Genomic DNA, 13,348 nt, shown 5'->3' with positions numbered 1-13,348 from the left:
GGCTCCGCCGCGTGGGCGCGACCAGCCACGACGCACCCGCGGATGAACCCGAAAGACCCGCGGAGCGAGCGCTCAGCTCTCCGGCTGCTCGCCCTTGAGCCGGGCGCGGACCCGCTCGACCACGTCGGCGTACCTCGCCTCGGCGCCGTACCTCGTGGGTTGGTAGTACTGCTTGCCCTCGATGGTGTCCGGGGCGTACTGCTGGGCGGCGATGCCGCCGGGGACGTCGTGGGGATAGACGTACCCCTGGGCGTGGCCGAGCTTGGCCGCGCCCTTGTAGTGGCCGTCGCGCAGGTGGGGCGGGACCGGGCCCGCGAGGCCGCCGCGGACGTCCGCCTGGGCCTGCTGGATCGCGAGCGTCGCGGCGTTCGACTTCGGGGCGAGGGCGAGCGCGATCGTCGCGTGGCTGAGGGTGAGCGCCGCTTCCGGGAAGCCGATCATGGCGACGGCCTGCGCGGCGGCGACCGCGGTGGGCAGGGCGGTCGGATCGGCGAGGCCGATGTCCTCGCTGGCGGAGATCATCAGGCGGCGGGCGATGAAGCGGGGGTCCTCGCCCGCCTCGATCATGCGGGCCAGATAGTGCAGGGCCGCGTCCACGTCCGAGCCGCGGATGGACTTGATGAGGGCGCTCGCGACGTCGTAGTGCTGGTCGCCGTCCCTGTCGTACTTCACGGCGGCCCGGTCGACCGACTCCTCCAGGGTCTGGAGGGTGATCTCCTTCTCGTCCTTGGCGAGCGCCGATCCCGCGCCCGCCTCCAGGGCCGTCAGCGCGCGCCGGGCGTCCCCGCCCGCGATGCGCAGCAGATGCTCCTCGGCCTCCGCGGGCAGCTCGACGGCGCCGCCGAGGCCCCGCTCGTCGGTGAGCGCCCGGCGCAGCAGGCCGCGCAGGTCGTCGTCCGTGAGCGGTTCGAGGGTGAGCAGCAGGGAGCGCGAGAGCAGCGGGGAGATGATCGAGAAGTACGGGTTCTCGGTGGTCGCCGCGATCAGCGTCACCCAGCGGTTCTCGACGGCCGGGAGCAGGGAGTCCTGCTGGGCCTTGCTGAAGCGGTGGATCTCGTCGAGGAAGAGGACGGTCTCCTTGCCGTGACCGCCCATCGCCCTGCGGGCGCCGTCGATGACCGCGCGCACTTCCTTCACGCCCGCGGTGATCGCGGAGAGCTCGACGAAGCGCTTGTTCGTGGCCTTCGAGACCACGTACGCAAGGGTGGTCTTGCCGATGCCGGGCGGGCCCCACAGGAACACCGAGGACGGTCCCGCCGGGCCTCCGCCGCCCTCGCCGACCAGGCGGCGCAGGGGCGAGCCCGGCTTCAACAGGTGCTGCTGGCCGACGACTTCGTCGAGGGTGCGCGGGCGCATCCGGACGGCCAGGGGACTGCTGGACGGGTCCTTCTCCTGGCGGTCTTCTGCTGCGGCGGTGAACAGGTCGGGCTCCACGTCAAGAACCCTATGCCACGCCACTGACAATCCCGCCGGGAGGCGGAATCCGGGGCCTCAGGCCCCCGTCCAGGCCCTCAGGACCAGAGGTCGGCGCCCCAGCGCGTGAGGATCAGCATCGCGATGACGCCGGTGTGCATCACGGGCAGGGCCCAGGTGAAGTCCTCGAGGAAGCTCTTGGCCCAGCGCGGCGCGGGCAGGAAGCCGTTGCGGATGTTGAAGGACGTGACGTACCAGAACATCACGAGCGTGGCGACCCAGGCCAGGCAGCACCACAGGCAGAGCGCGTTGATGTGGTACAGCGACTGGATCATCAGCCAGGTGCAGAATCCGACGCCGAACAGCGTGCCCGCGTTGAAGGTGAGCCAGTACCAGCGCGGGAAGCGGGCCCCGGCGAGCAGGCTCATGCCGACGCAGATCACGATGCCGTAGGTGACCAGGCCCAGCATCGGGTTCGGGAATCCGAACGCCTCCGCCTGCTCGCTCTTCATGATGCTGCCGCAGGCGACCACCGGGTTGATGCTGCAGCCCGGCGTGTAGTTCGGGTTCTTCAGGAGCTCGAACTTGTCCAGGGTGATGATCCAGGCGGCGAGCAGACCGGCCGCGCCCGTGATCACCAGAAGCAGGGCGAGCGCGCGACTGCCGCCGACCGCGCCGGGAGCGTCCTTCTGCTCCTGACCGTCGTCCAAGGCGTCGTCCTTCGCTGACATCGTTTTGCTCATCACGCCGTTCCGTCGCTTGTGGTGGCCTGCGGGCAGGGACATTGTGCCGCACGCGCGCGCGTGTCCACCGTTCGATGGACATAAGGAAGTACGCACGGAGGTCCCCGGGCGTTCGGACCGGCGGAATGCTCGGCGGCATGACAGCACACGGACACGAACTAGCCGTGGACGTACGAGGACTGCGCAAGCGGTACGGCGACGTGACGGCGGTCGACGGGGTCGACCTGGCCATCCGGACCGGGGAGGTCTTCGGCATCCTCGGACCCAACGGCGCGGGCAAGAGCACCACCGTGGAGATCCTGCAGGGCAACCGGACGCGCGACGGAGGCGACGTCACCGTGCTCGGCGCCGACCCCGGCTCGGCGGGAAGGGCCTGGCGCTCACGCGTCGGCATCGTATGGCAGGACGAGTCCGCGCCCGCCGAGCTGACGGTGCGCGAGACGGTGCGGCACTTCGCGCGCTACTACCCGCACCCGCGCGACCCCGACGAGGTGATCGGCCTCGTCGGCCTCAAGGAGAAGGCGTCCAGCCGCACCAAGACGCTCTCCGGAGGGCAGCGGCGGCGCCTGGACGTGGCGCTCGGCGTGATCGGCGGGCCCGGCCTCCTGCTCCTCGACGAGCCGACGACGGGCTTCGACCCGGCCGCCCGGCGCCAGTTCTGGGAGCTGATCCGGGGGCTGGCCGACGAAGGCACCACCATCGTGCTCACCACCCACTACCTGGAGGAGGCGGAAGCCCTCGCACACCGCCTCGCGGTGATCGCGAAGGGGCGTGTGGTCGCCGAGGGCGAGCCCGCCGCCCTGCGCCACCGGCACGGCGCCGAGGCCACCGTCGAGTGGACGGAGCCCGACGGGGCGCCGCGCCGGGAGCGCACCGCGACACCGACCCGCACCGTCGCCGAGCTCGCGCGGCGCTTCGACGGCGAGATCCCGGGCCTGCGGATCAGCCGCCCCACCCTGGAGGACGTCTACCTCCGGCTCACCGGACAGGAGAGTGCGCGATGACCACGCCGACGACCGACCGCGTACGCCGCCCGGCCACGCGCTCCGCACAGCTGCCCGGCGCCTGGCGGCTCGGCCTGCACCAAGGCGTCCTGGAACTGCGGCAGTTCTTCCGCCGGCGCGACCAGGTCGTCTTCACCTTCGCCTTCCCCGTCGTCTTCCTGTTCCTCTTCGCGTCGATCTTCAGCAACGACGTGGAGGGCGCGGGCATCACCGCCTCGCAGCTGTACGTCGCCGCGATGATCGCCGCGGGCGTCATGTCGACCAGCTTCCAGTCCCTGGGCATCTCGATCGCCATCGAGCGGGACGAGAAGGTGCTGCGCCGGCTACGCGGGACCCCGATGCCACCGGCCGCGTACTTCCTCGGGAAGATCTGGCTGGTTCTGGTCACCGGCCTGCTGGAAACGGCCCTTCTGCTCCTCGTGGGAGTGGGCTTCTTCGACGTCGAACTGCCCACGCGCGCGGGCGACTGGCTCACCTTCGGCTGGATCTTCGTACTCGGACTCACCGGCTGCGCCCTGCTCGGCATCGCGATCAGCAGCGTCCCGAAGTCCGGCCGCAGCGCGTCGTCGGTGGTCATCCTTCCCTTCCTGGTGCTGCAGTTCATCTCCGGGGTCTACATCGCCATCGACACCATCCCGGACTGGATGCTGAACATCGGCGCGCTCTTTCCGCTGAAGTGGATGTGCCAGGGCTTTCGCGGAGTGTTCCTGCCCGAGTCGGCGAGCGTCCTGGAACAGGCGGGGAGCTGGGAGTACGGACGGATCGCCCTGGTGCTCGGCGCCTGGTGCGTCGGAGGATTGGTGCTGTGCATGCTGACCTTCGAGTGGAAGAACCGGCGCGACGGATGAGCGAGTCCGCCGGACCCCGCGACCACGACGTCTGGGACCACACCTTCCGGCTCTGGGACGCCTACTTCGCGGTGGTGTGGCTGGCCACCCTGGTCTTCGTGCTCGGGACCGCGGCCCCGGGATGGCCCGTCCGGGGCGCCGCGGCCGCGTTCCTCGTGCTGCTCGTCCCCTGGTACGTGCTGTTCGGACGCGCCGTCCTGGTGTCGGAAGGCGCGGACGAACGCCGGGCACTCGGCTATGCCGCGGGGACGTTCCTGCTGTTCCTGCCGCCGGGCGTCCTGGTCGGTGAGACCCGCCTCATGACCTTCGCGCTCATCCCCCAGTGCTTCATCGCCCTGCGGATGCGCAGGGCGATGGTGGCCGTCGCCGTCATCAACGCCGCGCCGGTGGCGGGCTGGGCGGTGCTGTGGCGGCCCTCGTCACAGGACGTCTTCTACAACTCCGTGTTCGCCGTGGTCACCCTGGTCTTCTCGGCTGCCATGGGCATCTGGATCACTCGTGTCATCGAGCAGAGCCACGAACGGGCCCAGCTCATCGCACAGTTGGACGCCAGCCGCGAGGAGATCGCGAGGCTCTCCGCCGAGCGGGGCGCGCTCGCCGAACGGGAGAGGATGTCGCGGGAGATCCACGACACCCTCGCGCAGGGGTTCACCAGCGTCCTCATGCTCGTCCAGGCCGTCGACGCGGAGCTGGCACGGGATGTGTCCGCCGCCCGCCGCCACCTGGCGCTCATGGAGGCCACCGCACGGCAGAACCTCGCCGAGGCCCGCGCCCTGGTCGCCGGCGGGGCCCCCGCCGATCTGGACGGCGGAGGACCGCTGCCAGACGCGCTGCGCCGCCTCGCCGACCGCCACGACGCGGCGCTCTGCGTGACGGGGGACGTGCGGCCGCTGCCGCCCGGCCTGGAGGTGGTGGCCCTGCGCTCCTGCCAGGAAGCCCTGGCCAACGTCCGCAAGCACGCGGGGCCCGACGCGTCGGCAGCGGTGACCCTCGCGTACGCGCACGCCTCGCTCAGCCTGGCGGTGCGCGACGAGGGCCGGGGGTTCGACCCCGGCCTGCCGCACCAGGGGTACGGCCTGCGAGGCTTGCGGGCGCGGGCGGCGGAGGTCAGCGGCACCGCCGAGGTCGTCAGCGGCCCCGGCGAGGGCACCACCGTGACCGTCCTGCTCCCCGTCCCAGAAAGGAGCTCTTCGTGATCCGTGTCCTGCTCGCCGACGACCATCCCGTCGTACGCGAAGGGCTGCGCGCCATGCTGAGTGCCGAGCCCGACCTGGACGTGGTCGCGGAGGCGTCGAGCGGCCCGCGCGCGGAGGCCCTGGCGGCCGAACTGCGCCCCGACATCGTCCTGATGGACCTGCGGATGCCCGGCGGGGGCGGCGCCGACTCCATCGAGCGGATGGCGGCCGCGGGGCTCGACTGCCGGGTCATCGTCCTCACGACGTACGAGACGGACCGCGACATCCTGCGCGCCGTGGAGGCGGGCGCCGCGGGTTATCTCCTCAAGGACCTGGCCCGCGGCGAACTGGCCGACGCGGTGCGGGCCGCGGCGCGGGGCGAGACCGTACTCGCGCCGTCGGTGGCGGCCCGACTCGTGGACCAGTTGCGTACGCGGCCGGAGCGGCCGCGGCTCTCGGAGCGCGAGACGGCGGTGCTGAGGCTGGTCGCGGACGGCTGCACGAACGCGGAGATCGGGCGGCGGCTGCACGTGGCGGAGTCGACGGTGAAGACCCATCTGCTGCGGGTCTTCGGGAAGTTGGGGGTGGACGACCGTACCGCGGCGGTGACGAGTGCCATGCGGTTCGGGTTGCTGGACTGAGGGTTTCGCCCCCTCCGCCCCTACCCGTCCCGTCCCCGGGGCTCCGCCCCGGACCCCGCTCCTCAAACGCCGGAAGGGCTGGGAAGAACACTGGAGGGGCTGGGAAAACGCCGGAGGGGCTGGAAAATCCAGCCCCTCCTCCGCTCGCTCGGGACGTGTCAGCCGAGCTTCGCCTTCAGCTCCGCCACGATCTCGTCCACCGCGACGGCCGACTGCTCGCCGGACTCCATGTCCTTGAGCTGGACGACGCCCTCGGCGAGGTCGCGCTCGCCCGCGACGACGGTGAAGCGCGCGCCCGAGCGGTTGGCGTTCTTCATCGCGCCCTTCAGGCCCTTCCCGCCGTACGAGAAGTCAGCCGCGATCCCGGCCTTGCGCAACTCCGTCACCTTGGCGAACAGGACGCGGCGGGCCTCGTCGCCGAGCGGCACCGCGAACACGCTGGTGGCCGCGGGCAGTTCGAGCTCGACGCCCTCCGCCTCCAGGGCAAGGACCGTGCGGTCCACGCCGAGCGCCCAGCCGACCGAGGGCAGCGAGGGGCCGCCGATCATCTCTGACAGGCCGTCGTAGCGACCGCCGCCGCCGACCGCGGACTGCGAACCGAGGCCGTCGTGGACGAACTCGAAGGTGGTGCGGGTGTAGTAGTCCAGGCCGCGGACCAGCTTCTCGTCGTCCTCGAAGGCGACGCCCGCCGCCGTGACCAGCTCGCGGACCTGCTCGTGGTACGCCTTGCAGGCGTCGCAGAGGTAGTCGCGCAGCGAGGGGGCGCCCACCAGCTGCTTCTGGACGTCGGCGCGCTTGTCGTCGAGGACCCGCAGCGGGTTGATGTCGATACGTCGACGTGTCTCCTCGTCCAGGTCGAGCCCGCGCAGGAAGTCCTGCAGCGCGGCGCGGTAGACGGGGCGGCACTCCTTGTCGCCGAGGGAGTTGAGCAGGATGCGGAAGTTCCGCAGGCCGAGGGCGCGGTACGCCTGGTCGGCCAGGATGATCAGCTCGGCGTCGAGCGCCGGGTCCTCGGCACCGATCGCCTCGGCACCGACCTGGGAGAAGTGCCTGTACCGGCCCTTCTGCGGGCGCTCGTAGCGGTAGTAGGAGCCCGAGTACCAGAGCTTGACCGGCAGGTTGCCGGCCTTGTGGAGGTTGCCCTCCAGCGCCGCGCGCAGCACGGACGCGGTGCCCTCGGGACGCAGGGCGAGCTCGTCGCCGCCCTTGGTCGTGAAGGCGTACATCTCCTTGGTGACGATGTCGGTCGACTCACCGACACCGCGCGCGAAGAGCTCGACGTTCTCGAAGCCGGGCGTCTCGATGTAGCCGTAGCCGGAGTTGCGCAGCGGCGCGGCGATCGCCTCGCGCACCGCGAGGAACTTCGCGGAGTCCGGCGGAAGCAGGTCGTACGTGCCCTTGGGGGCCTTGAAGGTGCTCACGGAATTTCTCTCGTCACATTCCTCGTCGCGGGGCGGACGTCGGGTCCGCTCCCAAGCCGGCGGCCACCTGCCGCAGATACGGGTTGGTGGCGCGCTCCTGGCCGATGGATGTCTGGGGACCGTGGCCGGAAAGGACCACGGTCGAGTCGTCGAGCGGCAGGCACACACGGGCCAGCGACTCGAGGATCTCGGCGTGGCTGCCGCCGGGCAGGTCGGTGCGTCCGATGGAGCCGGCGAAGAGCAGATCGCCCGAGAAGAAGACCGAGGGGATCTCCTGGGTCTCGGGCATCTGGAAGGTCACCGACCCCTTCGTATGGCCCGGCGCGTGCGCGACGGAGAAGTCGAGGCCCGCCAGCTTCAGCTCCGCGCCGTCGGTCAGCTCCCGCATGTCGTCGGGCTCCCCCACCGTGAGCTCGCCCATGAGCGGCATCCCGATGGAGCGGCCGAGGGCCTTCTCGGGGTCGCTCATCATGTACCGGTCGGAGGGGTGGATCCACGCGGGTACGTCGTGCGCTCCGCACACCGGGACGACCGAGGCGACATGGTCGATGTGGCCGTGGGTGAGGATGACGGCGACGGGCTTGAGCCGATGCTTCTCGAGTGCGTCCTCGACTCCCTGGGCGGCCTGATGGCCCGGGTCGATGATCACGCACTCCTCGCCTGCGGCGGGGGCGACCAGGTAGCAATTGGTGCCCCAGGCCCCGGCGGGGAACCCGGCAATGAGCACGATCGTCCTTCGTTCGTCGTCCGGCGGGAGGGTGCCGCGGCCCCTTGCGGGAGATTGCGGCAGATCAGAGCCTACCGGCGCTGCCGATTCCACAGCTAACCCATATACGGTACGGGGCAACTCAGGCGGTCACCCAGGAAGGGGAAAGAACCCGGTGGTCAGCAACGAGCAGCGGCGGCGGCAGCTCGCCCGGGAGAAGCTGGTGCGTCAGCAGCAGCGGCGTGAGGCCGCGCGGCGCAGGGCACGGGCGCGCAACGCGGTGCTCGCGGGCGCGCTCGCGGTGGTCGTGGCGGGCGGCGCGGTGTCGTACGCGGCGGGCGCCTTCGACGGCGACGGCACGAAGGACGACGCGAGCGCGCAGCCCAGCAGCACTCCCCCGAAGGACCCGTGCAAGAAGGCGGCACCCGGCAAGGTGAAGCCGCTGAGCTTCAAGAAGGAGCCGGCACTCACCGTCGACAAGTCCGCCGATTACACGATGGACCTGAAGACGACGTGCGGGGACATCGGCCTCGACCTGGACGCGGCGAAGGCCCCGCATACGGTCAACTCCTTCAACTTCCTGGTGAACAAGGGCTACCTCGACCACACCAAGTGCCACCGCCTCACCACCGGCGGCATCTACGTCCTGCAGTGCGGCGACCCGAAGGGCACCGGTGAGGGCGGCCCCGGCTACTCGATCCCGGACGAGAACCTCAAGGACAAGCGCCTGAAGGGGAACGTGTATCCGGCGGGCACGGTCGCCATGGCGAACCAGTACAACGCCCAGTCGAAGAAGGGCCGCAACACCGGCGGCAGCCAGTTCTTCCTCGTCTACCAGGACAGTCAGCTGCCACCCGATTACACACCGTTCGGGACCATTTCCGATTCCGGGATGAAGGTGCTCAAGAAGATCGCCGCCGCCGGTGAGAGCAGCGGGCGGGGCGACGGCGCCCCGAACGCGACGGTCGCCATCGACAAGGCGACCGTCACGAAATCCTGACCGCCGCCGGGCAAACTTCGGTCGTGCGGGATGCGGACAGCCGACCCGCCGGTCGCCTATGTTGGCGGAGACGAAACTGTGGACGATGCCGGGGGCCCCGAGGCCCTGCGCAGGCATCATGTGGAGGAGGCGCTGTGAGCAGCGACCCGTGGGGCCGCGTCGACGAGACGGGGACCGTGTACGTGCGTACGGCCGACGGCAGCGAGCGAGTGGTCGGTTCGTGGCAGGCAGGATCTCCCGATGAGGCCCTCGCTTACTTCGAGCGCAAGTACGACGGTCTGGTCGTCGAGATCGGACTTCTCGAGCGCCGGGTGAAAACGACCGACCTGTCGGCCAAGGACGCCATGACCGCCATCGACCACCTGCGCCAGCAGGTGGACGAGGCACACGCGGTCGGCGATCTGGACGCCCTCAGCAAGCGGCTCGACAAGCTCGTGGAGAGCGTCGAGGCGCGCCGCGAGGAGCGCAAGGTCCAGAAGGCCAAGCAGTCCGACGAGGCGCGGCACGCCAAGGAGGCCCTGGTCACCGAGGCCGAGGAGCTGGCCCAGAGCGAGCAGTGGCGGGCGGCCGGCGAGCGGCTGCGGGCCCTGGTGGACACCTGGAAGGGTCTGCCGCGTCTGGACCGCAAGTCGGACGACGAGCTGTGGCACCGCTTCTCGCACGCCCGCTCGGCGTTCTCCAAGCGGCGCAAGGCGCACTTCGCGTCGCTCGACGCCCAGCGCGAGGAGGCCCGCAAGACCAAGGAGAAGCTGGTCGGCGAGGCCGAGGCGCTGTCGGGCTCGACGGACTGGGGCCCGACGGCCGCGCGGTACCGCGAGCTGATGGCCGACTGGAAGGCCGCGGGCCGCGCCCAGCGCGAGCACGAGGACGACCTGTGGAACCGCTTCCGCGGCGCCCAGGACGTCTTCTTCGCGGCGCGCAGCGCGGTCTTCGCGGAGCGCGACGCCGAGCAGGGCGAGAACCTCAAGCTCAAGGAGGAGCTGGCGGACGAGGCCGAGAAGCTCGTCCCGGTGACGGACCTGAAGTCGGCCCGTGCCGCGTTCCGCTCCATCAACGAGCGCTGGGAGGCCATCGGCCACGTCCCGCGGGACGCGCGCCCGAAGGTCGAGGGCCGTATGCACGCCGTGGAGCGGGCGCTGCAGGAGTCCGAGGAGGCCGAGTGGCGCCGGACGAACCCGGAGGCACGCGCGCGTGCCGAGGGCCTCACCGGTCAGCTGCAGGCGGCCGTGGACAAGCTCCAGGGCCAGATCGAGGCCGCTCGCGCCGCGGGCAACACCTCGAAGGCCGACAAGCTGCAGAAGGAGCTGGACGGTCGCCAGGCACTGCTCGACCAGGCGCTGAAGGGCCTGCACGAGTTCGGCGGCTGAATCGGCTGAGTCGGCTGAGTCGGCTCAGTTGACTCAGCCGGCTCATTCGGCTGAGCCTCGCGGGCACATGTCGGCCCGGACCGCATGCGTGCGGTCCGGGCCGCTTCACGTCTGCCGGGCGGCGGTGCCGCTACCGGGTGGCGGTGCTGTCGTGCTCGGCGATGTCCAGGGCGTGCTTGAGTACCTCGCACGCCTCGATGTGGTTGCCGGACTCCTGGAGCAGTTCGGCGAGACGGCGGCAGACGAGCACGGCCTCGGGCCCGTACATCTTGTGGACGCGCTGGAAGGCGGACTCCAGGATCTCGATGGCTTCCTTGTTCTGCCCGGTCTCGGCGAGCAGTTCGGACAGCTCCAGCTGTACGGCGAGGAGCTCGCCGCATCCGTCGATGCTCTGCTCCTCCAGGGCGAGGCGCAGCACCGGCAGCGCGTCCTTGATGGCGCCCTCGGTGCGCAGCAGCCGGGCGAGGTTGAGGCCGGTGGCGACCATCGCGGCGCGCACGTCGGCGTGCAGGACGGGTCCGGCCGGGGCGCTCCGCGCGGACCGGGCGCGGTTGCGGGCCAGGGCAAGGCGACCGACCCCGTTCTCCTGGGAACGCTGCGGCAGGGGGCGGTTCTTGGCGCGCAGCCGCTCGTCTAGGACGCGGTACAGCGTCTCCAGGTCGATGAGTTCGGGGCCGTCCGGCACGCCGTCCCGCAGGATCCCGATGAGTTCCCCGGTGAAGGCGGTGTACCGCTCGCCGTCCGGGGCGAGTGCCACCCGGTCGCGCGGCGATGCCGTCAGGACGTACGCGCCGTCGACGGCCGCCTGGGCGGCGAGCACGTCGTCACCGCCCAGGGAACGCGCGACCCGACCGCTGAAGCAGCAGTCCAGGACGACGATCTTGCGGCGGGCCCGGGAGGACCGCAGCGCCGCGCGCAGATGCTGGTAGGCGACGGCGGTGTAGCCCATGTTCTCCCGGGACTCCCCGAGGCCCAGATACAGGTCGGCGGACTCGGCGTCGCGCATGCCGTGCCCGGCGTAGTACACGAGCAGGGTGTCGGAGGCCTCGTCGGCCGCCTGGTGGACCGGGTCGAGCATGGCGGACGGGCTCGGCGGGTCCGCGACGACGGTGCAGTGCTGCACCGGCAGGCCCCAGACAGTGGCGTCGCACAGTTCGCCCGCCAGGTCCACCAGGTTCGTCTCGACGGCGGAGAGCTGGGGAAGGTGCCGGTAGGAGGCCGTGCCGATCAGAACGGCCCGTGACAGGCTCGGGTCAGGCAGCGCCACCATCGCGCTCCCCGTCCCCGGCTGTGGTCTGTTCGTCCAGGAGTTCCACGACGCGGCGCAGCGTCTCGGCGTCGTGAGCGCCGTCCGGGGTCACCTCCACGCGCAGCTCCCCCCGGCTGAGGACGAGCGACGGTGCGCGCCTGCGGGCGAGCTGCCACTGCAGGAGGGAGACGACGAGCGAGGCGGTGGACAGGCCGCTGCCGAGGGCGAGTTGAAGGATGTCGAAGCCGCCCGCGCCCATGTGGCCCGCGACCGGCGCCGCCGAGGCGGCGACTTCGCCGCGCACGGAGCCGGTGAGCGTCTCGTCCTCGTGCAGCCAGCGCAGCAGGGACCGCAGGGCGTCCTCGGTGTCCTCGCCCGGGCCATCCGCCGCCAACCGCACGCAGACGTCAGTCACTTGCCGCTCCTTTGCGCCGGTCGACGTACTTGTTCACCCGGGCAAGCAGCTCCAGGGCTTCCCGTCCCGCGTCCAGCCGGGCCAGGCATACAGCTTGCCAGTACTGGCTCGTCAGCGTGGTCGGATGTTCGGGTCCGAGGCGGGCGGCGCATACGGGCACGACGGCCGCCAACATCCGTGCGGCCGACTCGAGTTCACCGCGCTGGACGAGGTTGACCGCCTCACGCTGCCGGGACAGGGCCGTCTCGCGGGACATGCTGCCGATCACCATGCGCCGGGTGTTGTCGCTGAGCGTCGGTGGTCCGCTGCCGGGGGCGAGGGTGGAGCCGATTCCCACGGCCCCCGCGTCCCCCACGACCCCCACAGCCTCCGCCGCCTCAACGGCAGGCGAGGAGCCGTCGGCCCGCGGGGCGGGCACCTCGGCCTCGGCCCAGGCGTACTCGGGCCCCTTCCGCAGCCGCACACCCCGGGCCGCTCGTACGGCCTGGTCGCGCAGGAGTGTGCCGAGACGGTCCGCCACGATCTCCTGGCCGCCGACGAACAGCGTCCCGAGCGCCTCCACCACCTCGGCCGCGCCGCGCGGCCGATCCGCGGGGTCCTGCGCACACAGCCGGTCGACCAGCTCGGCCAGTTCGGCGGGGACTCCGGAGGCGCGGCCCGCCAGGCTCGGGATGCCGGTACCCAGCGCCCGCTCGACGACCGCGCCGACATCGACGGCGGGGCCGAGCGGACTCTCGCCCGTGAGCATGAAGTACATGCAGGCCCCGAGCCCGTACAGGTCGGCCGCCGCGTCCGCGAGCCCTCCCTTCATGGCCTCGGGCGCCATGAACTGCGGGGAGCCGAGCACCACCCCGGTGGCCGTGATCGCCCGTTCACCCGCGAGGCGGGCGAGGCCGAAGTCGTGCAGCACGACGCGTCCGTCGCGGGCGAGGCTGACGTTGGACGGCTTGATGTCCCGGTGCATCACCCCGGCCTTGTGCATGGCGGCGAGCGCCTCCGCCATGCCCACCGCGGTCCAGCACGCGGCCCGTACCGGCAACGGGCCGGTGGAGCCCACGAGATGGGCGAGGTTGCGTCCGTCGAGGATCTGCATCACCAGATACGCGACACCCCGGTGCAGTCCGCTGTCGTACAGCGTGACCACCCCGGGGTGCTCGATCCTCGCCATCGCGCGGGCTTCCCGCCGGAACCGGTCGAGCTCCTCGCCGCCCGGCTCCATCCCGCCGACCGCGGTCAGGAGCTTCACCGCGACCCGGCGCCCCAGCTGCGTGTCCTCGGCCTCGTGGACCTCGCCCATGCCGCCGCGGCCCAGGAGCCCCACAAGGCGGTAGCGCCCGTCGACCAGTTCGCCCCGCGCCATGCCCAC

At 71.4% G+C, this 13,348-nt stretch carries 13 protein-coding genes; 6 read left to right on the top strand and 7 right to left on the bottom strand.

From position 1 onward, the window contains the following. Positions 1 to 72: 72 nt before the first annotated feature. Both AB0B50_RS09210 and AB0B50_RS09205 read right to left on the bottom strand, forming a co-directional pair. On the bottom strand, positions 73 to 1,434 hold the full coding sequence (locus tag AB0B50_RS09210) for a replication-associated recombination protein A (RefSeq protein ID WP_362327939.1): 1,362 nt from the start codon (positions 1,432 to 1,434) through the stop codon (positions 73 to 75). Between the two features lie 77 nt (positions 1,435 to 1,511). Next, complete coding sequence (locus AB0B50_RS09205; protein WP_362327937.1) at positions 1,512 to 2,144, bottom strand: vitamin K epoxide reductase family protein; 633 nt, start codon at positions 2,142 to 2,144, stop codon at positions 1,512 to 1,514. Between the two features lie 149 nt (positions 2,145 to 2,293). On the opposite strand from AB0B50_RS09205, the gene AB0B50_RS09200 reads away from it, so the two are divergent. From AB0B50_RS09200 to AB0B50_RS09185, 4 genes are read left to right on the top strand one after another with little or no spacing between them, the layout of a single operon-like run. Beyond that, complete coding sequence (locus tag AB0B50_RS09200) at positions 2,294 to 3,160, top strand: ABC transporter ATP-binding protein (RefSeq protein WP_362327935.1); 867 nt, start codon at positions 2,294 to 2,296, stop codon at positions 3,158 to 3,160. Continuing rightward, the gene (locus tag AB0B50_RS09195) at positions 3,157 to 4,008 is read left to right on the top strand and encodes an ABC transporter permease (RefSeq protein WP_362327933.1); all 852 of its coding nucleotides are present in this window, start codon (positions 3,157 to 3,159) and stop codon (positions 4,006 to 4,008) included. The genes AB0B50_RS09200 and AB0B50_RS09195 overlap by 4 nt, the downstream gene beginning before the upstream one ends. Next, positions 4,005 to 5,204, top strand: a complete 1,200-nt coding sequence (locus tag AB0B50_RS09190; protein ID WP_362327931.1) for a sensor histidine kinase — start codon at positions 4,005 to 4,007, stop codon at positions 5,202 to 5,204. The genes AB0B50_RS09195 and AB0B50_RS09190 overlap by 4 nt, the downstream gene beginning before the upstream one ends. Beyond that, entirely contained in the window at positions 5,201 to 5,824 is a 624-nt protein-coding gene (locus tag AB0B50_RS09185; protein WP_362327929.1) for a response regulator transcription factor, read from the top strand. The genes AB0B50_RS09190 and AB0B50_RS09185 overlap by 4 nt, the downstream gene beginning before the upstream one ends. 158 nt (positions 5,825 to 5,982) lie before the next feature. On the opposite strand, the gene hisS is transcribed toward AB0B50_RS09185, so the two are convergent. Both hisS and AB0B50_RS09175 read right to left on the bottom strand, forming a co-directional pair. Further along, entirely contained in the window at positions 5,983 to 7,245 is a 1,263-nt protein-coding gene (gene hisS, locus AB0B50_RS09180; RefSeq protein ID WP_362327927.1) for a histidine--tRNA ligase, read from the bottom strand. A gap of 13 nt (positions 7,246 to 7,258) precedes the next feature. Continuing rightward, entirely contained in the window at positions 7,259 to 7,972 is a 714-nt protein-coding gene (locus AB0B50_RS09175) for an MBL fold metallo-hydrolase (protein ID WP_362327925.1), read from the bottom strand. Between the two features lie 154 nt (positions 7,973 to 8,126). Between AB0B50_RS09175 and AB0B50_RS09170 the strand changes: the two genes are divergently transcribed. Further along, positions 8,127 to 8,951, top strand: a complete 825-nt coding sequence (locus tag AB0B50_RS09170; RefSeq protein ID WP_362327923.1) for a peptidylprolyl isomerase — start codon at positions 8,127 to 8,129, stop codon at positions 8,949 to 8,951. Positions 8,952 to 9,085: 134 nt separating this feature from the next. After that, the gene (locus AB0B50_RS09165; RefSeq protein WP_362327921.1) at positions 9,086 to 10,318 is read left to right on the top strand and encodes a DUF349 domain-containing protein; all 1,233 of its coding nucleotides are present in this window, start codon (positions 9,086 to 9,088) and stop codon (positions 10,316 to 10,318) included. 130 nt (positions 10,319 to 10,448) lie between these two features. Here AB0B50_RS09165 and AB0B50_RS09160 read toward each other — a convergent pair whose 3' ends face one another. Genes AB0B50_RS09160 through AB0B50_RS09150 form a run of 3 tightly spaced genes read right to left on the bottom strand, consistent with a single transcriptional unit; the run spans position 10,449 to position 13,342 of the window. After that, positions 10,449 to 11,588, bottom strand: a complete 1,140-nt coding sequence (locus AB0B50_RS09160) for a caspase family protein (RefSeq protein WP_362327919.1) — start codon at positions 11,586 to 11,588, stop codon at positions 10,449 to 10,451. After that, positions 11,572 to 11,982, bottom strand: coding sequence for a hypothetical protein (locus tag AB0B50_RS09155; protein WP_362327917.1), 411 nt, complete (start codon positions 11,980 to 11,982; stop codon positions 11,572 to 11,574). The genes AB0B50_RS09160 and AB0B50_RS09155 overlap by 17 nt, the downstream gene beginning before the upstream one ends. Continuing rightward, positions 11,975 to 13,342, bottom strand: a complete 1,368-nt coding sequence (locus tag AB0B50_RS09150; RefSeq protein WP_362327915.1) for a serine/threonine-protein kinase — start codon at positions 13,340 to 13,342, stop codon at positions 11,975 to 11,977. Before AB0B50_RS09150 ends, AB0B50_RS09155 begins: the two co-directional genes overlap by 8 nt. Positions 13,343 to 13,348: the final 6 nt, after the last annotated feature.

Source organism: Streptomyces sp. NPDC041068, assembly GCF_040647455.1.
In the GTDB taxonomy this organism is placed as follows: Bacteria; Actinomycetota; Actinomycetes; order Streptomycetales; family Streptomycetaceae; genus Streptomyces.
This window is presented reverse-complemented; position numbering and strand designations above follow the sequence as displayed.

What these genes read in the sequence shown, in the direction of transcription:
- AB0B50_RS09205 (WP_362327937.1), bottom strand. Translation starts at nt 2,144, where the DNA reads ATGTCAGCGAAGGACGACGCCTTGGACGACGGTCAGGAGCAGAAGGAC.
- AB0B50_RS09200 (WP_362327935.1), top strand. Translation starts at nt 2,294, where the DNA reads ATGACAGCACACGGACACGAACTAGCCGTGGACGTACGAGGACTGCGC.
- AB0B50_RS09195 (WP_362327933.1), top strand. Translation starts at nt 3,157, where the DNA reads ATGACCACGCCGACGACCGACCGCGTACGCCGCCCGGCCACGCGCTCC.
- AB0B50_RS09190 (WP_362327931.1), top strand. Translation starts at nt 4,005, where the DNA reads ATGAGCGAGTCCGCCGGACCCCGCGACCACGACGTCTGGGACCACACC.
- AB0B50_RS09160 (WP_362327919.1), bottom strand. Translation starts at nt 11,588, where the DNA reads ATGGTGGCGCTGCCTGACCCGAGCCTGTCACGGGCCGTTCTGATCGGC.
- AB0B50_RS09150 (WP_362327915.1), bottom strand. Translation starts at nt 13,342, where the DNA reads ATGGCGCGGGGCGAACTGGTCGACGGGCGCTACCGCCTTGTGGGGCTC.